The sequence below is a fragment of the Streptomyces sp. NPDC005017 genome (assembly GCF_042873115.1).
Classification (GTDB): domain Bacteria; phylum Actinomycetota; class Actinomycetes; order Streptomycetales; family Streptomycetaceae; genus Streptomyces.
The window spans coordinates 38355-56653 of sequence record NZ_JBIALD010000037.1; the positions used below are offsets into that span (position 1 = coordinate 38355).

At 71.2% G+C, this 18299-nt stretch carries 18 protein-coding genes and 2 pseudogenes; 8 read left to right on the forward strand and 12 right to left on the reverse strand.

The features are described from left to right. Nucleotides 1-3: 3 nt before the first annotated feature. From ACFYR0_RS35145 to ACFYR0_RS35165, 5 genes are read right to left on the reverse strand one after another with little or no spacing between them, the layout of a single operon-like run. Complete coding sequence (locus ACFYR0_RS35145; protein WP_389337558.1) at nucleotides 4-357, reverse strand: hypothetical protein; 354 nt, start codon at nucleotides 355-357, stop codon at nucleotides 4-6. Beyond that, nucleotides 354-3059: an ATP-binding protein gene (locus tag ACFYR0_RS35150; protein WP_389337561.1), complete on the reverse strand. Its 2706-nt coding sequence runs from the start codon at nucleotides 3057-3059 to the stop codon at nucleotides 354-356. Before ACFYR0_RS35150 ends, ACFYR0_RS35145 begins: the two co-directional genes overlap by 4 nt. After that, nucleotides 3056-3679: a hypothetical protein gene (locus tag ACFYR0_RS35155; protein WP_389337564.1), complete on the reverse strand. Its 624-nt coding sequence runs from the start codon at nucleotides 3677-3679 to the stop codon at nucleotides 3056-3058. Before ACFYR0_RS35155 ends, ACFYR0_RS35150 begins: the two co-directional genes overlap by 4 nt. Further along, the gene (locus tag ACFYR0_RS35160) at nucleotides 3676-4017 is read right to left on the reverse strand and encodes a hypothetical protein (protein ID WP_389337567.1); all 342 of its coding nucleotides are present in this window, start codon (nucleotides 4015-4017) and stop codon (nucleotides 3676-3678) included. The genes ACFYR0_RS35155 and ACFYR0_RS35160 overlap by 4 nt, the downstream gene beginning before the upstream one ends. Beyond that, entirely contained in the window at nucleotides 4014-4946 is a 933-nt protein-coding gene (locus ACFYR0_RS35165) for a conjugal transfer protein (RefSeq protein WP_389337570.1), read from the reverse strand. Before ACFYR0_RS35165 ends, ACFYR0_RS35160 begins: the two co-directional genes overlap by 4 nt. 1432 nt (nucleotides 4947-6378) lie before the next feature. Between ACFYR0_RS35165 and ACFYR0_RS35170 the strand changes: the two genes are divergently transcribed. From ACFYR0_RS35170 to ACFYR0_RS35180, 3 genes and pseudogenes are all read left to right on the forward strand, one after another. Then, nucleotides 6379-7839 (forward strand): hypothetical protein, encoded by a 1461-nt coding sequence (locus ACFYR0_RS35170; RefSeq protein ID WP_389337573.1) that lies wholly within the window; start codon nucleotides 6379-6381, stop codon nucleotides 7837-7839. 114 nt (nucleotides 7840-7953) lie between these two features. Further along, complete coding sequence (locus ACFYR0_RS35175) at nucleotides 7954-8502, forward strand: hypothetical protein (RefSeq protein WP_389337576.1); 549 nt, start codon at nucleotides 7954-7956, stop codon at nucleotides 8500-8502. Nucleotides 8503-8631: 129 nt separating this feature from the next. Continuing rightward, nucleotides 8632-9156: pseudogene (locus ACFYR0_RS35180) on the forward strand (glycosyltransferase); the annotation flags it as partial. Here the strand turns inward: ACFYR0_RS35180 and ACFYR0_RS35185 are convergent. The 4 genes from ACFYR0_RS35185 to ACFYR0_RS35200 form a co-directional block, all read right to left on the reverse strand. Next, on the reverse strand, nucleotides 9157-9600 hold the full coding sequence (locus ACFYR0_RS35185; protein WP_389337579.1) for a low molecular weight phosphotyrosine protein phosphatase: 444 nt from the start codon (nucleotides 9598-9600) through the stop codon (nucleotides 9157-9159). After that, nucleotides 9597-9926 carry a DegT/DnrJ/EryC1/StrS family aminotransferase gene (locus ACFYR0_RS35190; RefSeq protein WP_389337582.1) on the reverse strand — a complete coding sequence of 110 codons (330 nt, stop codon included), beginning with the start codon at nucleotides 9924-9926 and terminating at the stop codon, nucleotides 9597-9599. Before ACFYR0_RS35190 ends, ACFYR0_RS35185 begins: the two co-directional genes overlap by 4 nt. Then, nucleotides 9889-10668 (reverse strand): hypothetical protein, encoded by a 780-nt coding sequence (locus ACFYR0_RS35195; protein ID WP_389337585.1) that lies wholly within the window; start codon nucleotides 10666-10668, stop codon nucleotides 9889-9891. The genes ACFYR0_RS35190 and ACFYR0_RS35195 overlap by 38 nt, the downstream gene beginning before the upstream one ends. 293 nt (nucleotides 10669-10961) lie before the next feature. Beyond that, entirely contained in the window at nucleotides 10962-11132 is a 171-nt protein-coding gene (locus tag ACFYR0_RS35200; RefSeq protein WP_389337588.1) for a hypothetical protein, read from the reverse strand. Between the two features lie 511 nt (nucleotides 11133-11643). Here ACFYR0_RS35200 and ACFYR0_RS35205 point away from each other — a divergent pair. From ACFYR0_RS35205 to ACFYR0_RS35215, 3 genes are all read left to right on the forward strand, one after another. Beyond that, nucleotides 11644-12651 carry a permease gene (locus tag ACFYR0_RS35205; protein ID WP_389337591.1) on the forward strand — a complete coding sequence of 336 codons (1008 nt, stop codon included), beginning with the start codon at nucleotides 11644-11646 and terminating at the stop codon, nucleotides 12649-12651. Beyond that, a complete protein-coding gene (locus ACFYR0_RS35210) occupies nucleotides 12648-13376 on the forward strand; it encodes a TIGR03943 family putative permease subunit (RefSeq protein WP_389337594.1) in 729 nt (242 codons plus the stop codon). The genes ACFYR0_RS35205 and ACFYR0_RS35210 overlap by 4 nt, the downstream gene beginning before the upstream one ends. A 239-nt stretch (nucleotides 13377-13615) precedes the next feature. Then, a complete protein-coding gene (locus ACFYR0_RS35215; protein WP_389337597.1) occupies nucleotides 13616-13966 on the forward strand; it encodes a hypothetical protein in 351 nt (116 codons plus the stop codon). Here ACFYR0_RS35215 and ACFYR0_RS35220 read toward each other — a convergent pair. Both ACFYR0_RS35220 and ACFYR0_RS35225 read right to left on the reverse strand, forming a co-directional pair. Next, nucleotides 13954-14792 (reverse strand): annotated as a pseudogene (locus ACFYR0_RS35220) (hypothetical protein). The gene ACFYR0_RS35215 and the pseudogene ACFYR0_RS35220 sit on opposite strands and share 13 nt — an antisense overlap. A gap of 99 nt (nucleotides 14793-14891) precedes the next feature. Further along, the gene (locus tag ACFYR0_RS35225; protein WP_389337599.1) at nucleotides 14892-15305 is read right to left on the reverse strand and encodes a hypothetical protein; all 414 of its coding nucleotides are present in this window, start codon (nucleotides 15303-15305) and stop codon (nucleotides 14892-14894) included. A 201-nt stretch (nucleotides 15306-15506) separates the two neighbouring features. Here ACFYR0_RS35225 and ACFYR0_RS35230 point away from each other — a divergent pair, with 201 nt between their 5' ends. Then, entirely contained in the window at nucleotides 15507-16292 is a 786-nt protein-coding gene (locus tag ACFYR0_RS35230; protein WP_389337601.1) for an SMI1/KNR4 family protein, read from the forward strand. A 130-nt stretch (nucleotides 16293-16422) separates the two neighbouring features. Here ACFYR0_RS35230 and ACFYR0_RS35235 read toward each other — a convergent pair whose 3' ends face one another. Continuing rightward, nucleotides 16423-16923: a DUF6082 family protein gene (locus tag ACFYR0_RS35235; protein WP_389337604.1), complete on the reverse strand. Its 501-nt coding sequence runs from the start codon at nucleotides 16921-16923 to the stop codon at nucleotides 16423-16425. Between the two features lie 400 nt (nucleotides 16924-17323). Here ACFYR0_RS35235 and ACFYR0_RS35240 point away from each other — a divergent pair, with 400 nt between their 5' ends. After that, nucleotides 17324-17728, forward strand: coding sequence for a hypothetical protein (locus tag ACFYR0_RS35240; protein ID WP_389337607.1), 405 nt, complete (start codon nucleotides 17324-17326; stop codon nucleotides 17726-17728). Nucleotides 17729-18299: the final 571 nt, after the last annotated feature.

Genomic DNA, 18299 nt, shown 5'->3' on the forward strand with positions numbered 1-18299 from the left:
CGCTCATCCCCGCCTTCGACCGGCCAGCACCCGGCAGCCCAGACCGGCGAGCAGGACGAGGCCCACGGCAGGAACGGCCGGCAGCCAGGAAGCGCCCCCGTTCTGGCGGCCGTCGTCCGCGTGGGCGGCTGCATGGCGTTCGCATGCTTCACCGGCCGCGCCCACAACCAGCGCGCATGCCGGGGACTGCCGGGGCCGCTCGGTGGGGGTGAAGGCGTCGCCGGTGCGCGGCCACCAGGCCTGCGGCAGGCCGGTGGTGAGGATCAGCGTGAGCATCCCGACTGCCGCACAGCTGAGGGCAAGGGCCAGGAGCCCCGCCGTGGTGAACCGGTGTAGGGACCGTAAGGAGGAGTTCATGACGGACGCTCCTCGGACCCGGCGGCGCCCTTGCCACCACGCCGGCTTCGGCCGCGCGGCCTCCGGGCGGGTGGCGTGGCGGTGGGTGGTTTGGGTGTGCCGGGGGTGGTGGTGATGGAGTCGGTGATGCGGGGAACAGCGGGGATGATGACCTTGATCCGGCCGGTGTTCTGCCGGGGGCAGGTCAGCAGGAACTCGCCCTCGCGGCCGCGTTGGCCGACTGGGGACAGGCCGGTGGTGACGAGCCGTACGAGTTCGCCGTCGCCTGGGTCGAGGCCGATGAAGTCGAGGCCGCGGCGGGCGCGTTCGCGGTCGGTGGTGCGGGCGAGCGCGCGGTAGGCCATCAGGCCGCGGTCGGGGCCGAGTTCGTCGGCGTCGTGGGATCCGGCGATGAGTCCGGCGCCGTGTTTGCGGCCGTCGTGGAGGATCTCGTGCACCAGAGCGGTGCCCTCGGCCGAGCTGGTGAGCCAGTACAGCTCGTCCAGCACCACCGCGGTGAAGCGGCCCGGGTCCTCGAAGGCCGTCTGCCGGGCGATCGCGGCGATCAGGTAGAGCACGGCGCGGCCGATCAGGGCTTCCAGCGGCTGCTGGTGCAGGACTTCGGGCTTGTCGAACGCGGCCTTCGGCGGCAGCTTCAGCCCCGTCGTCGTGATCACGATCATGTCGCTGCTGCCGGAGGCATCGAGCCGCAGCGGCGGCAGGCCGGGTTCGAACACCATCGCGGCGAGCGGATTGTCGGCGACCACCCGGATCAGTCCGGCGAGGGTGGCGGCGGCGTCCTGCCGCCGGCCCGCCTTGCGCCCGGCCATCTCGTCGAGGACGTCCAGCACCCGGGACATGGACGGCCGCCTGCCGGCGGCGGCCTGTTCGACGGCGTGGTGGAGGACTTCGCCGCTGGTGCTCATCGCGGCGATGCCCAGCTGCAGGGTGAGGTAGGACAGGGCGTAGTGGCGGCCCTCCGCCCCGGGAAACAGCCGCAGCGGATCGATCGACACCTCCGCCCGGGCCGCGTCGACGATCTGGCAGCGGCCGCGGGCGGCGCTCCGGGCGAAGGCGGCCCATTCGCGCACGGGGGTGCGGTCGATGCAGATCGCGCAGCCGCCGCGCGCCCACACCGCCTCCGCGATCAGCTTCTGCAGGACGCTCTTGCCGGCGCCGAGATCGCCGACGATGCCCATGGAGGCGGAGGCGTCCTGTTTGGGGGCGTCGGCGATGTTGATCATGACGGGGCGGGTGGTGCCGCAGTCGAGGTCGATGCCGAGGAACATGCCGTCCGGGTCGCCGACCTCGGTGGTGGTGAAGGCGCCGGACAGGGCCCAGTCCTCGCTGACCTGGTGCTGGGTGAACTCCCGCACCACCCCCGGCCGCACGGCACCGGGCAGGCCCAGCGTGAACAGGCCCTCCTGCAGACCTGCCGGGCGCACGGCCCGGTAGTCGGCGCCGGCGAGGAGCGCGGTCAGTGCGCGGGCCCGCCCATCACACACGGAAGCGGTCGGCCCCCACACGCTGAACACGGTCACCGACTGCACCTCCACCTCCACCGATGTGCGGGACAGACGGGCGTCGAGCTCGCCGAGATCGCGGGCCGCGTCCGTCAATGAGGCGGGCATGCCGGTGGGCCGGGCGTCGTACTGGTCGGCCTGGTCGACCAGCTCGTTCTTCTTGCGCCGCACCTGATCCCGCGCCTTCTCCGCCGGCACCAGCGTCAGATCGACCGCGTAGTCGACGGGAAAGTCCAGCAGCTCCAGCTGCGCGAACAGATCCGCCACCTCCACGCCGACCGCGGGCGGACACTCCGCCAGCACCAGCTGCGCCTGATAGCCGGTCCCGGTCTCGGTCTCGACCTGCAGCCAGCGCCGCGCGAGTGGCGACGCTGTCGTTCGCCGCAACCAGGAGCCGCGGCCCGAGCGGGTGGCGTCTGTCGCCGGGTGCTCGTCGCTGTCTTCTCCGGCGGGATCGATGCCGCCTTCGTGGAGGCGGACTTGGCCGAGATCGGCGTAGCTGGGGGAGCGCAGCATCCCGCTCCGGACATGCCCGCCGTAGTGGTCGCTGGTTTCGGCTTCGGTGAGCAGGGGTTCGGGCAGGCCGCGGTGCAGGGCATGCTGGATCATCCACACGACCTCCGCTGGCCGGGCGGGACGCAACGCGATGCCGCCCGCGAGCGCGGCTTCCACGCGGGTGGCCTGCTGACGGCACGCGGTGACCTCCCGCCGGCCGACCGGGGCCGGCCGCATGCCGAGCACCGGCGCGACCTCCGCCCACGCCGAACCCAGTGCCCCCGACAGACGCTGGCCGGACGCCTGGGCGTCGAGGGGAACGGCGAGCCACAGGGTGCGGTGGTGCATCTCCTGCCCGTCCAAAAGGTCGAGGGCGGCCTCGACGTTCTGCACCCACGGATGCGCACCACCGGCGGCAGACGTATGTCCGGGCTCGATGCCTTCGATCATGCGCAGGGCGATCTCTCCGGGATCGACCTGCGCGCACAACCCGATCAGCCGCGGCGCCCCGGACAGCGACCGCACCAGATGCGTCACCTTCGCTAGCTGCTCCTCACGCGCCTGGGCTGGGACGTGGGTGCCCTGGACGTTCTCGTTCCGGCGGCCGTGTTCGTCGGGGCCGGGGTGCAGCCGGTAGACGGCCCACACGCTGCCCTGCGTCGACCACACGAGATGCCCGGCGATGTGACGGATCGGCACCCTCACCGCACACCACCTCCACTGCGCTCGGACTGCGCAAGCAGCCGCTGCACACCGGACGCCGGACCCCGTACCGGTGCAGTGGCGGCCGGTGACGGACGGCGTACCGGGGCGGCAGCAGTCATCCGCGGGCGCGAGGCCTGCGCGGAGCGCTGCGGCCTCCGCCGAATCGCACGGGACGGCGCGATACGCGAAGCCGGGCGCGGAGCAGTCGTGCCCGTCGCCGGGGGCGGACCCGGCGGAGCGGGGGTGTCCTCGATGGTGAAGCCGGCGCGCAGCGGTCGTGGGCTGCGGTCGCGGGCCGGGCGGCCGCCGATCCGCCCGCCGGCGGGCTGGCGGGCCAGGAGGATCCAGCCGAGCATCGCGGGCAGGGGTGCGCGGCCGCGGATCTTGGGGCGGCGGACCGCCCATACGGCCAGAACCCAGACGGCGACCGGGACGGGCCCCATCCAGGACCACCAGCTGATCGTCTTGAAGAGCAGGAAGCCGCCGCCGACCGCGACGGTGATCTGCGCGGGGGTGTAGGGGCCGAGGGGGATGCGCCAGTCGGCGACCTTGCCCAGGACCCACGGATGACGCCGCGCGGTGGTGTAGTAGCGGCCCACCCGTCCCACGGCCGCGCTCACAGCGAGCTCCCGGCGCTCGGCAGCCGATCGAGGGAGGACCGCAGTTGCGTCTGGACGGGGCCGGGGACGGCGGGTGCGCCCTGGGCGGGGTTCTTCACCTCGTCCTCGAACATCTCCGCGAGGTCGTTGCGGGAGTTGTACAGCCCCAGCGCGATGATCATCAGGAGGAGGGCGCCGATGCCCGCCTTCAGGCTGACCTTCTGGATCATGAGGATGACCACGAGGCCGAGCAGGCCCGCGCCGAGGCCCTTGGTGGCCCAGTCCTCCAGCATGGTGATCCAACTGTCGCCGAGGTTGTCCAGCTTCCCGGCCAGAACGACGGATGCCGACCCATTCATCGCGCGCCTGCCTTCCCGGATGCTGCTGCGGCGGGGAGGCCGGCAATCTCCCACCGGCCGGAGCGGGCGGTGAGGTCGAGGTCGTAGGACAACGGCCAGCGCCCGGCACTGTCACGGGCCTCGACTGCCGCCTGGACGCGCACCCTGGTCCCGTCGGCAGGGACTTCTTCGGCGGCCGCGGTCTCCTCGGCGGCGGCCACCTGCTCGACGGTGACGCCGGTGTAGGGGGCGGGGGAGACGGGTGTGAGGGTCACGCCGGGGGCGAGGTAGCGGTCGGTCCCGCCCGCGCCGGTCAGGTAGGCGGCGAGGAACTCGCCGACTGCGGTGGCCAGTTCTCCGTCGGGGACGTCCACCGTGTACGGCGACGGCGGCGTCTGGGCCCGGCCGGGACCGGCGACCACGGCGGGCGCTCCGGTCACCGTGAACGACGAACCCGAACTGTCGGCGGCGACCGGCACGGCGAAGTAGCGCACCGTCTGGTCGGCGTCCTGTGCGGCCACCGTCACCGACCAACCGCCGCCCGGGTGCTGCGCACTGCGCACCGCGGTCACGGACTCCAGCTGCGTGTGCGCGCCGGTGGCGGGGTCGGGCAGGGCGATGTCCGGGGCCATCGACTGCGCAAGCCGCGCCTGCGCACTTGCCGCATCACCGGTGCTGCTGTGCAGCCACGCACGGAGGAACACCTGCGCATACCCGCCCGGGTCGGCAGCGACCGCGGTGCGCACGGTGGTGGGCGGGGGAGGGGAAGCGGCCTGGACGGTGGCGGGGGTGGTGGTGAGGGTGAGGAGCAGGGCGGCGGGGCCGGCCGCGATGACGGTCCATACCGCCAGGCGGGTGAGGCGGCTGCGGCGGCGCATCGTGTGCAGGCGGGCGCCTGCCGCCGCCGCGGTAGCGGCCTGGCCCTGCGGGGCGCGCTTGCGTAGGGGCATGGTCGAACTCCCGGTGCGGGTGGGGGTGGTTGTCGCCGACAGGAAAGCAACCGCCCCTGACCACCAGCCTCACCATGGAGGCCTCACCACGGTCACGATGAGGACACGAAATCCATGGTCAGACCATGATGAGGCCGTGGTCAGACCATGGCCGGGCCGTGGTGAGGGCATGGTGAGGCCGACCACGACCCGACCACGGACCGGCGCAGGTTCGGGCGGGCGCGATCGGGGCCTCCTTTCCGCACAGGCGGCCCGAAGACCCGGGAGACAGGTTCGGCGGGGTCGGGTCGTCACGCCGGTGCGCAGTCGCGAGCCGCTGTCCGTCTGCGCAGCCGCCGACCGCGTGTGGGCAACGGGAAGACGAGTGCGCAGAGGACTGCACACACCGACTACACAGGCTGACTGCGCAGAGTCGTCGGTCGGCTGCGCAGTCGCGTGACGCGGGCTCCGCCATTGCTGCGCAGTCGGGTCTGTGCAGTCCGTGAGAGCCCGTGGTTGGGCCATGGTCCGGCCGTGGTCTGATCACGGGCCTGCGCGGGCCGGTGCGTGCCGGGCCGTCCCTGCGTCTCCGCCCCCTGTCCGAGCGAGGGCTGAGCACTGCCAGGGCTGCGCAGCGATGCGCAGTCGGGAGTGGCGTCGCCGTCTGCGCAGTCCTCCGGCTCGGCGTGCGCAGTGGGGAAGGCGGAGTGCGCAGTCGGGTTGCGCGAGCGGCTATGCGACCCGGGTGGCCGGTTGCGCAGAGTCGTGGGCCGACTGCGCAGCCGCCGCGCGCCGTCCCGCCGGTCCTGCGCAGTCGAGTGGTGCAGCCTTTCGCAGGGCACGGTCGGCCCGTGGTGAGGCCGGCCACGAACCTGACGATGAGCCGGCCGTAGGCCGGTGCAGGCCCGGCGAAAGCGGCGGACGCGGTGGCACGGCGACCGGGCGTTGCAGCTCGGTCGTGATGGGGATCCGCCGGGTGAGGAGTCCGGCTGCTGTGACGCGGCGGCCTTCAGTTGCCCGCCGGGGCGGAGATCGGACTCGGATGGTCAGCGCGGTGTTCACCCGAGGAGGCAGTACGGGCTGCCCGGCCTGACCGCGCGTCCGCTGCGGGCCGGGGACACGCTCTGGCAGGGGCGTGCGGCCGGTGCGCGCCTTGAGGGATTCACACGGCCTGTCGAAGGCTGTGCCCGGCTCACGGTGAGGGCGTGGTGAGGCTCACCATGGCCCCACCACGGTCCGGCCCTGGTCTGACCATGACCCGACCACGCATTTCGTGTCCTCATCGTGACTGTGGTGAGGGGTCCGTGGTGAGGCTGGTGGTCAGGGGCGCACGCTGTGCTGACGGCATGACGAACACGTCCACCAGCACGCCTTCCACCGAAGCCCGTCTCGGAGCACCGGTGTTGGCCCGCCCCTCCGGTCGCCCCGGCCTGTCCGCCGTGGGAGCGCGGTCGTGAGCGGTACGGGGGCGGGGGTGCGGCGTGCGGCGATGGCGGCGGATCAGTTCACGCAGATCGCGAACGGTCTCTTCCGTGACAGCCGGCTGTCCTACCGCGCGAAGGGCGTGTTCGGCTGCATCAGCACGCACGCCACCGGCTGGCACGTGACCATCGCCGATCTCGTGCGGGCCGGGCCCGACGGACGGGACGCCGTACGCGCCGCACTCGCCGAACTCGAGCTGCACGGCTACCTGGTCCGTGAGCAGGTGCGGCACGGTGACGGGACGCTCGGCGAGATCGTGTACTCGATCACCGACCGCCCCGCCGAGACCGCCGACACCCCCGCCAGGGCCGACGGTCCGGTGTTCGTGCCCGCCCCCGCTGACGGGGTGCGGCCCGGTTTCGGGGCGGGGATCCGGCGCGGGGTGATGGCCGCGGACCGGTTCACGCAGATCGCCAACGGCCTGTTCCGCGACAGCCGGCTGTCGTTCAAGGCGAAGGGCTTGTTCGGGCTCGTCAGCACCCATCGGGACGGCTGGCGGGTGAGCGTCACCGACCTGACCCGGTGCAGCCCCGACGGTGCGGCGGCCGTGCGCAGCGGGCTGTCCGCGCTGCAGGAACACGGCTTCCTGCAGCGTGAACGCGTACGCAACCCCGACGGCACCCTGGGCGGGGCGGCGTACGTCCTCACCGATCTGCCCGCCCTGGAAAGCCGCAGGTCGCGACCGTTGTCGGGTTATCCACCGGTGGATGAACCGACGTCGGTTCACCGCACGCATAAGAAGACTATGAGTAAGAAGACCAACAAGCAGAACACCAGCCCCCTCCGTCCGTGCGCCGCCGCCAACGCGACGACACCGCAAGACCCCCCGGCTCCTGAGGCGTCGAAGCCTCGGACGGAGGGGCCTGTGGCCGACGAGCTGCACCCGGGGATCCGGCTGCTGCTCGAACTCGGCGCCGAACGTCCCGAGTTCCTGCTGACCGGTCAGACGCTCACCGACCAGGGCCGGGTCGTCACGGTGATGCTGGAAGCGGGATGGACCTGCGAGCACCTGCGGCACGTGATCGCCGGACGGCCGCTGCCGCAGCCGGTGCGCACCAGCGTCGGCGCGATCGTTGCCGCCCGCCTGCGCGCCGCCCAGGCCTACCCGCCACCCGCTCATTCCGAGTACGGGCATCACCACGAGCACGCCTTCGCCGACGAGCCGCCCACGGGGCCGGCGACCGGGCGATCGTCCACTGCCGCCGCCCGCACCGTCACCGAGGCGCTGGCCTACCGGGCGCTCGTCGAGTGCGCCGGCTGCGGCGCCCCGGCCACCGCGCCCGGCGAGGACCTGTGCCCGGCCTGTCTGGACTGGCCGCTGTGCCGCACCTGCCCCGGACCCACCCCACGCCGCGCCCACCCCGCAGGCGACGGCCGCTGCACCACCTGCGCCACCGTGACCGCCCACCCGCCCGACGACGCCGGTCCATGACCGCCGGCCCCCTGCCCTCGCCCGGTGTTGAGCGCCGGCGCGGCGGGCGGGCCCAGCCGCCGCAACCGGTGATCGCGGCGCCGCTCCGTTTCGCCCACGAAGGAGGAAGTGCTCATGTCACAGAACGCCAGTCAGAAGCCCGTCCGGCCGGTGTATCTGCTCTTCGCCCACGAGCCCTACTACCCGGGTCCCGGCTCCTGGGAGATCAACACCACCGTCGTGGCCGCCGCCTCTCTGCTGCACCCCCGGCTGCGGCAGCCCGACGGCGCCCGCATCCACAACCGACTCGTCCGGGGCCGCCGGGTGGGGGAGATCGTGCCGCTGGCCACGCTCACCCACGAACTCGACGGCGGCGCCCGATGGCGCCAGGTCGGCGACTGGGAGACCGTCACCGCGGACCTGCTCCGCCTCGTGCAGGAACGCGCGTGCGATGCCGTGAGTCTGTGCCTGCCGGACATCGCCCGCGCCCTGCTGTGCGCGGGCCCGCACAGCCAGGTGCGCACCGTCGGCCCGGAAGGCGGGCGGCAGAGCACATACGGGCCCGCGGACCGCGTGGAGGTCCTGGTCGAGGTCGGCAGGCATCTGGCACGCGTGGAGGTGGGATGCCCGTTGTGGCCCGGCGACGGCCTGCTGCCCCTGCTGCAGTCCGCGCCTGACGAGTGACCCATCGGCGGCATCCGCCTACGGGCCGGACGACGCCCCGGCACGGGTGGCCTGGGCTCGGTGGTTCGCTGTCGCCACCGCGCTTCGGCCCGGGACCCGCCGAAGGTTGAGCAGGTGCTGCGGCGCTTCACCCGCGGCGCCCAGGGCGCCCAGCAGATCAACCAGGTGGTCCGTGACGTGCTGCCCTGGCTGCTGGCGCAGGCGAACGTGGTCCATCAGTGCGGTGCGGCGAACGTGGACGAACTGCGGTCGGCCGCCGCCGGGCTGGACCCGGTCCTCGCCGGCCGCTACCACCTGACCGGGTTCCTCGGCCCGGAACTCCCCGACGTGCTGGCGCTCGCCGACGTCGTCGTGGCGCGCAGCGGCGCCGGGACGCTGGCGGAGCTGACCGCGCTCGGCAAGCCCGCGGTGTTCGTCCCGCTCGCCACGTCGGCGGGGAACGAGCAGGCCCACAACGCCCGTCACCTGGCCGACGCGGGCGCCGCGCTGGCGCTGCTCGGCGACGTCACCGGCCCGGCCCTGCGCAGCGCGCTCGGCCCGCTCCTGGCCGACCCCGCCCTGCGCGCGGAGATGGCGCAGCGGGCTCGGACGTACGGGCGGCCGGATGCGGCGGACCGGCTCGTGGACGTGGTGCTGTCCGCCGCATCCGCCTGATCAGCCGGAAGGCTGGCGGCGCCCTGCGGTGTGCAGGGCGGTGCCCGCCTCGATCAGCATGGCGCACTCCTTGAAGGTGTCCTCGCCCTGGCCCGTCGGATCGGGAATGTCGCGGCCGGGCAGGTAGAGGCGGAGCTTGTGCGTGGTGTGGCCGCCGTCGATGGCGCGGAGCGTGTCGAGGACCGCGGTGTCCATCGCCAGGACGTCGTCCGCCCAGTCCAGATCCCCTACGGTGATCTGCCGTCCGCGGTGGTGGGTGAGGTCGAGCCCGAGCCGCCGCGCCGCGTTGATCATGGACGGATGGGCGGGCTGGTCCTGCCATTTGCCGATCAGCCCGGCAGAACGGACCGTCACCGCGGCCCCGTACCTGCGGGTGAGCGCGACCTGGGCGAACGGGCTCCGGCAGTAGTTCCCCAGGCACACGGTCAGGATCTTGCGCATCATGATCCTCCGGCGGCATTGAGGGACTGTTCGAGCGAGGTCCCCACGAGGTCGATGTCCGTGTCGGTGAGGTGCGGGTGGAACGGCAGGCTGAGGATCTCCTCGCCCACCTGCTCGGTGGTCGGCAGGCAGCGGTGCCGGGCGGCGAACGCGGGCTGGGTGTGGTTGGGCGGGTAGTGGACGCCGACCCCGATGTCCCGCTCCCGGCGCCGAGGAGGAGGACGTGGTGTCCGAGGGTCTGGATGGTGTCCGTGAAGTGGTGTAGCCGATCGTGGCGGGGGCCACTGCTGTTCAGGTGCGGTTTTCTTCGGCGAGCCGCACCAGGACATCCAGGTCCGGGACGTCGAGCGCTGGTATCCGCAGCCAGGCGAACGGGAATCCGTACGCGCCGCCGTCGACCTCGTACTCCATGCGGAGCATCGCGCCCAGTTCCTTCTCGTCCTCGGAGAAGATGACGACGCTGTAGTGGCATGAGGTGATGGTGTGCCAGGGGATCTTCTTGCCGTCATGGTGCAGCCCGTCCGCCGTGGCGATCAGTGGGCCGAAATTCACTTGGCCGCCGGCCGCGAGTGTCGCCTTCGCCCTGGCGAGATGCAGTTCGGTCACCGGAGCGTTGACGCGCTGCATCAGCGGCGCGATGCTAGAGGGCGGCGAGGACGACAACCGGCCAATGCGGAAGGCGGGCTCCGGCGTGACGACGGGCGGGTCGGCCAGCAGTGAGCCCACGACCGTGCCGTCGGTGAACTCCAGCAGCAGTTCATGCAGCCACTTCGTGATCATCAAACCGTCGGCCGCTTCGCCGTCCATGTCGTTGGCGTGCCACACGTGGGCGACCTCCGACCACTGGTAGGCGCGGCGCTCATCACCGTCGGTCAGCACCACGCCGTCATCGTGCACGGCGAGCGTCACCGCCCGCCGCCCGCCAGGTCCGTCGATATGCGCAGGCAGCGTCCCGCGCGCCAACCCGGCCGAGAACTCCGGCTCGCCCGTTACCGGCACGTCCTTCTCTAGCGGGGACTTCTTTCGCCACCAACCAGCCATGAGCTCTCCCTTGGCGTCGGCATTCAACATCAGTGGTGTTCACCGGAGTTAGCCAACTTCGCCCCGGCGATCACACTATCCGGCGGACAGGATTCGGGGCCAGAGCATCACAACAAGGGCCGTAGCCCGAGTGGACCAGGAAGATCTGACATCTCCCTGCATCGCGCCGTGTGTCTAACTGCCGACTTGGGACACCGGCGTGGCAGACGTGGTTCCTTCCTCGGCTGCTGCTTCGAGGTGCTCAGTCGGTCCAGCGAAGGCCAGATGCAGGCAGCCGACGCACCCAACGGCTCACAAGAGGCGCACATCCCCGCCAAGATCGGCTACACCACCCCACGGGACACCATCAGGGTCTGTGTCGCGCTGTCGGTGACCTGTTCGATGTCGAGGGGTGGGCGGATGCGTCCGATGCGTTCGCCGTTGGCGGCGAGGTCGCGTTCGAGTTCGTCGTCGAGCCGGCCGGTGGCGGTGTCGCGGACCTGGTAGCCGGGCATCGGGGGTGCATGCTGTGCGGGGGTGCTCAGGTGGCGGGCTCGGTGAGCCGGGGCGGGCGGCTTTCACCGCGCGGGACCAGACGTCGGGGCTTGCTCCGTGTCCGCTGGCGAGGGATGCGGCAAGGCCCCGGATGTCGCCGCGCTCGCGCAGGGCGGCGCGGCTGTGAAGGGGTGTGCGAGGGCGCTGCGCACGACGTACTCCCAGGACCTCTGCGGTCCACCGAACTGTCGGCTGAGCTGTGCCGCCAGGCCGCGGTCGCAGCCGTCGCGGTCGATCGCCTCGGTGGCCTACTGCTCGGCGAGCTGTGTCGCCGTCATCGGCTCGCCGCTGTCGGTGCGGGCGCTCAGCTCGGCCGCGAGGGCTTCTCCTCAGTAGTCGCAGGCCCTGGCGGTCGACATGCCGGGCCTGCGAGGCGTGGGGGCAGGAAACATGCGCGCGAGTGAGTAGCTGTGTCGAAAGGAGCGTATTGAGGAGAGGATCTGGTCCATGTAGCCCGGAGGTGTCCCACCCGTGACCACCAAAACGGCCTCGGGGTGCGTTGACGGCCGTGAGGCGGAGGACGCGCGGGGTGGACGGTCCAGCTCGTCCCTCGTGCTGACGATGCTGCTGGTCGTGCTGTTCATGCTGCAGGGCCCGGTCCGCCGGGCGTTGTCCGCGCCGGTGATGCAGAGCTGGATGACCGTGTTCGTCGCGGTGGTGGTCCAGGCTCTGCCCTTTCTCGTGTTCGGGGTGGCGCTGTCGGCGGTCATCGCGGTGTTCGTCCCGTCGTCGTTCTTCGCCCGCGTGCTCCCGGGGCGGCCCGCGTTGGCGGTGCCGGTGGCCGGGATGGCCGGGGCGGTCCTGCCGGGCTGCGAGTGTGCGTCCGTGCCGGTGGCCGGGGCGCTGGTGCGCCGGGGCGTGCCTCCGGCGGCGGCGCTGGCGTTCTTGCTGTCCGCCCCGGCGGTCAACCCGATCGTGCTGACCGCCACCGCCGTCGCGTTTCCCGGCAGCCCGCGTATGGTCCTCGCCCGGTTCGTGGCGAGTCTGCTCGTGGCGTGCGCGATGGGCTGGCTGTGGCAACGCCTGGGACGGGCCGACTGGCTGCGCCCGCCTACCCGTCCCTCGCTCGAGGGCCATGGAAAGGGGGCGGCGTTCTGGAGCTCCGTACGGCATGACGTGATGCACGCGGGAGGCTTCCTCGTCGTAGGCGCGATGGCCGCGGCAACGCTCAGGACCGTGGTGCCGGCCGGCTGGCTGCAGGCCGCGGCCGACAACCCCGTCATCTCGCTCCTCGCCCTGGCGGTGCTCGCGGTGGTGTTGTCGATCTGCTCCGAGGCCGACGCGTTCGTGGCCGCGTCCCTGTCGCAGTTCTCGCTCACCGCCCGGCTGGCGTTCCTCGTCGTCGGTCCGATGATCGACCTGAAACTGTTCGCCATGCAGGCCGCCACGTTCGGCCGCACTTTCGCACTGCGGTTCGCACCCGCGACCTTCATCCTGGCCGTCGCGGTGTCGGCCCTGGTCGGGGCGGTGCTGCTGTGAACCGCCAGGCGCAGGCAGCCGTCCTGTTCCTCACCGGCGCGGCGGTGCTGCGCGCCGGCCTGAGCGATCTCTACCTGCGCTACGTCAAGGCCGGGCTGCGCCCGTTCCTGCTCGCGGCCGGAATCGTCCTGATCGCCACTGCCGTGGCCACCGTCTGGTACGAACTGCGGCGGCCGCGCGCGGCCCGGGAGGGCGTGCCCGAAGCCGGGGGCGGCAGCGGCCGTGCCCACCACGAACCACGGATCTCCTGGCTGTGGCTGCTGCCCCTGTTCGCCCTCATCCTGGTCTCCCCACCCCCGCTGGGCTCCTACAGTGCCATGCACACAGGCACGGCACTGCAGGAACCGCTGGGCTATCCCGCCCTTCCCGCCGGCGACCCTCTCCCGCTCGGCATCGCCGACTACGCAGGCCGCGCCGCCTACGACCACGGACGCTCCCTCGGCGACCGCCACGTCAAGATCACCGGCTTCATCGCCCTGGACAGCGACGGCGCCCCGTTCCTCACCCGCATGACCCTCAACTGCTGCGCCGCCGACGCATCGCCCGTCAAGGTCGGCCTGGCCGGGCGCATTCCGCCCGTCCTGCAGCCCGACTCGTGGTTCGAGGTGACCGGCACCTACACCGACAAGCGGACCAGGGACCCCGTCAACGGTGGCGTCATCCCGTTCATCGACGTCCTTGAGGCCAGGCCGGTGCCTGTTCCGTACAACGAGTACGGCGACTGAAGAGGGTCAGGGCGCCCTCCACGCGGGCGGCTGCCGGAAGGTGCCGCGGGGCGACCGGTGAGGGGGCACGCCCTGGCACCCGCAACCGGTCCTGCAGACGTGGCATGTGTCCGCCCGTCCCCGCAGCGCCGCGGTACGGCGGCCCTGCCGCACAGGCAGGGCTCTGCCGTTCCCGGGGCGTCTCGACGTGGGAGCCGCGCTCCCTCATCGACTTCGACGTGCCATGCCCCGATGTCCTGATGGTCCGAGCCCGGCTGCTGGTCGGGGCCGACGTCCTCGAAGCGGCGGAGGCTCTGGCCCTGTGGTGGCGGCCCTCGCAGGTGTGGGGCATGAGCCCCTTCGGCGCAAGCACGGCCGATGCGGTGTGGGATCGTTTTGATCCGAGGATCTTCCTGCTCAACTCTCCGTCCCCCACGAGGATCCAGGCCGTCTTCCGGTCCTCCTACGGCCTGCCCCGGGTCGACGCGGTCGCGGTCGGCACGGATGACGTCGGCCACCGGCGGGAACTGACCGAGGCAATGGCGTACGAGATCGACGACAACGTGGTCCGGGAGTACAGGCAGCTCCTCAGAGCCCGTCAGCGCGTCTGAAGTTCTGGCAGCAGCTGCTCCGCCGTCTTCCGTGCAGGTTCCAGGCGGGGGTCCTCGGGATCGGCGTAGGGGCCGAGGATCTTCGCGGCGACGAACAGTGTCATCAGCATGCCGTCCCGGCTCTGTAGATCCTCACGCCGCTCGCCGCGGACACGGTCGGCCAGAGCCGGCACCGCGAGGGAGGCCCCCACAGACTCGCTGCGTCCAGGCCACGCGGGGCCATGCCCCAGTCCTCCCAGTCGAACACACTGAACACCGGCGCCGTGATGTTCGCCCAGTTGAAATCCGCATGGGCCGGCCGCCATTCGGCCACAGCCGTATCCACGCCCGGGAACACGCTGTGGACCGTCCCCGTGACCAGCTCCTGCGTGAGCGTCTCGGTGTCCGGCGTCGCGATGCGGTTGGTGTGCTGCGTGGCCAGAGCATCGAGCGAGGCGCTCAGCGCGTTCCACCACGCCTCGGGCAGCTGTGGATCCTCCGCCGCGTCGGCGCTGCTCACCGGCGCCGACGGCAGCAACTCCGTCTCGTCCGCCCGCCACATCACCGCCTCCGTCCCGTCCCGCCACGCGAAGCCGGTGAGCCAGGCGGGTTTCGCGACCCCGTGAAGAGCCTCCGCGGACGCGGTGCCGTCTCCTCCCTGGACCCCGATCCGATCGAGTCCGCGCCGTTCGATCCGCACCCATGTACCGCGGTCCGTTCGCGCCCCGACGGACCGGCGTTTACGCACGACCGTCTCACGGTTCAGGCTCACCCCGAGGGACCGTTCGACACGGTCCAGCACGGCTTCCACGGGCTCCTTGCGCAGATCCACCGAACGCAGCGTCATGCGCCCGAACGTACCGAGTAGTCGGCCCGTGTACACGAGACGCCTCCGAGACCGGCCGGAGGACGGCGGACGGGAGCTTGCCGAGGTGGCAGCGTGCGGTCAGGCGACGGGGTTGACTTCGGGGTGAGTGAACCGCACGGGCTTGCCCAGCGACCGGGCGTAGGCGATTTCGGCTCGGGTGCTGTCTCCGATGTAGTCGCCGACTACGAGTACCTCATCGGCGAGCCGGATCTTCGCCCGGTGCAGATCGCCGAGTCGAACCTTCAGCGTCTCGGCCTCGACAGGATCGGATGACAGTTCGTGCGGCGACTTCATGTCATAGGCCGGTTTGACGACGATTCTTCCGGCTCTGGTCTCCCGCAGATCGGCCTCGGTCATCTCGGTCATGAAGCGGGTGGAGCCGCAGATCACGACGATACGGGGGAGGCAGAGCTGCTTTTTCGCGTCGGCGAGCTTCTCCTCGCAGGTGAGCAGTTGCGGGTATGACGAAGGGGAGTTCGGCGCACTGGTCATGCAGGCCACGGTAGACGCAGCCACCGACATCGCCTCGGCTCACTCCGGGCCCAGGACGGCGCTGTTCGGTAGGTTCTGCTACGGGACTTGCGGATTGCGGCGAAGCTGCAGTGCTCTGCATCGACGTTCTTGGGAAACAGCGCGGACAGCGTGATGAAGGGGGCGACCGGCGGAGAAGGGTGACCGCATAGGGTCAGCGGCATGGCTGGCATGTTCGACGTAGCTGAGGCACTGGCTGGTGGCTGCCCGGAGCGAGTGGACGCGTGGGCGTTCATCCGGGACTTCGCTGCCTCGTGGTCCACGCCGTTGTCGCTCACTGATGGGCTCACGTCGGTGGACGTCCAACGGGCGGAGGATCGACTCGGCTTGAGCCTTCCTGTCGCACTCCGGGAGGCGTACGCGCTCTTCGGCCGACGACGTGACCTGGTGGCTCAGCAGAACCCGTTCCTGGAGCCAGATGAACTGCTACTCGACCCGTCGGGCGAGCTTCTTGTGTTCCGCAGCGAGAACCAGGGCTGTGCTGGTTGGGGTGTGGCACTGGCCGACTTGTCCCGTGAGGACCCGCCGGTCGTTCTCTTCTCCGATCGTCTGCCGCGGTCTTCCAACCGGAGTCCTTTCCTCGACCGCATGTCGCTTGCTTGTGTGGAAACCGTGCTGAGCGAAGCCGTCACAGCCAGGTGGGCTCATGGGCGCGCGTGTCAGGCAACCTCTGAGGTCGTCGCATGCCTGCAGGAGGAGTTCTCCCCTGTCGCCTTGCCGCCGTATCCGGCGTGGTTCGATCCGATGGGACCGCCCGTTCGATGGTTCTCCGCCCCCGGTCTGTTGCTCTGCCTTGAGCCCGGATCGGAGGGGACGGAGCTGGTGGTGACGGGTAGGACGGAAACCGATCTTCAGCGCGCAACCGAAGCAATTCCTGGTGTCTGGCCTGCCGCCGTGCCTGTCGTGAACCGGTCGGTCGACGATCACGACTTCGTTCTGCCGTTCTGACGATCACGGCGGCTGAGCAGGAACCAGATCCAAGATCGTCACTATTGCTCCGGCTGAGGATCTTCAAGTCACGCTGTCGCTGGATCAGGCGTGGGCGAAGGAGCGCGCGGAGGCAGCACGGCGCGGCGTGTCAGGGGGTGGGGTCGAAGTAGTCCGCGGCGGGGACGGCGGGGCTGTGGGCGACGGCGCGGGTGTAGCGTTCATCGGCTATCCGGACGAACTGGTGCCTCTTTGTGTCGGCAGAGTGTTCGGCCGAGGCGCGCCAGCCTGGGCCGCCGGTTTCCCAGTGCGCGCGGGCGATCTCGCCCTGGAAGCGGCCGTCGAGCATGCCACGCAGGGCCGCGGGCCCGAGGTTTCCGAGCCGGAAGTCGGATTCCCAGTTGGTGACGATGAGGTTGGTGAAGAGGATCTGTTTTCTGCGGGCGGCCGTCATGGGGGTGGCCGGGGGTTCCCAGCAGGCGAGGAGGGCAGGGCCGCCGAGGGCCAGAATGATCAGTTCGCGGTGGGCGTCGCGTCGGGCGGCTTCCTGGGCTATGCGTGTCTGCCGGGCCTGATACCACAGCGAGGCGGCCACTCCGGCCAGTGCGGCCGCTGAGAACAGGACGGACAGCGCACCGTAGGTCTGGCTCACGTCGCTCAGCTGTCCCCAGTCCAGACTGTCAGGGGCAAGTGCGTGGAGAATGAACGGCGTTGTGAGGATGAGGCCCAGCAGGAGCAGGGCACTGGCGGAGACGAGGACGGTCCGGCGGTGCCGAGAGCGGCTTCCCTCAAGACTGGGCACTTTTCCCCACTGTGAGTCCGTGACCGACCTGCACATGGTGGCCACACGGCAGGCAGGCAACGACGGGACATCGGCCGCAGCGCCCCCGCCGCACTGATCGCACTCGCCTCCTGTACGGCGCGCAGGTGTTCCCGGTGTCGTGACGGCCGCCGACGGAAGCTCGGCCTGCACGGACGTGCGAGTTTCCGTCGGGCAGTCACACTCGGTAGCCTCGCCCCTTGTTGAGGACGTGACGGCGAAGGTGGTGTTCATGGCGCGTACGTGGCTGTCCATCCGGGTGGAACTGGTCTCCGGGCACGATGGGGACCTGTGGCCTCGCCCCGGACGGGTCTTCGCCGCCGCGCGGTCGCATTCCTTCGCCCAGTTCGCCACGGCCGTCGATCTCGCCTTCGCCCGATGGGACCTGGCCCACCTGCACCTGTTCACCCTGTCCGACGGCACCCGGGTCAGCCCCTTGGACTGGTGGGACGGCGAGGCCCCGGACACTACCGTGGACGGCCATGCCACCAGGCTGAGCAGGCTGCAGGCCGGTGAGCAGTTTGCCTATGTCTTCGACATGGGGGACGAGTGGACCCATCTGTGCACGGTGGCGGACCGGCGGATCGACCCCGCCGACGAACTCGGTGAGATCCCCGTCCTCCCGGTGCCCTACTGAGGCTGGGGGAGCCTCCCGGACCAGTACGCGCGCCGCTGGGACGGCGACGACGGCGAGTCCCCGACGCCGAAGCGGCCGGCACGCGACCTGAGCGATCTGCCGCCGATCCTGCCCTGGTGGGGCAAACCCGGCCGTCACGGGTGATCACACCAGAAGCACGGGCCGACAGCCGTGGATAACTGGTATGGCCGCAGCGCGGAACCGGACCGTTGCAACGCGCGTGATCGCGCCGAGCAGGATCCGCCCGCATGTGTGACCGTTGCCGTTGAGTCCGGCCCGCGAACTGGGCACCGTGCGATGCCGGGCCGGAGCAGTGCATCGCCAGCAGCCGCGCCCGCTTGAGTCGGTACGCCCGGGTTGTTCGTTTTCCCATCGGCAGGCGGGGCAGAGCCACAGCGTCCCGACGGCCAAGGCCGCGGTGCGGACGGCTTCTCGGAGAACGTTTGCAGACCAGTCGCAGCCCTTCCGGCGTGCCGGGTCAGCCGACGGCCGCCGGAGTTGCCTTGGCGGTGATCGCTACGTCGGTGTCGTGCGTCTGCGTGCGGCCGTCGCCGGTGGGGTCGTGGCGCTG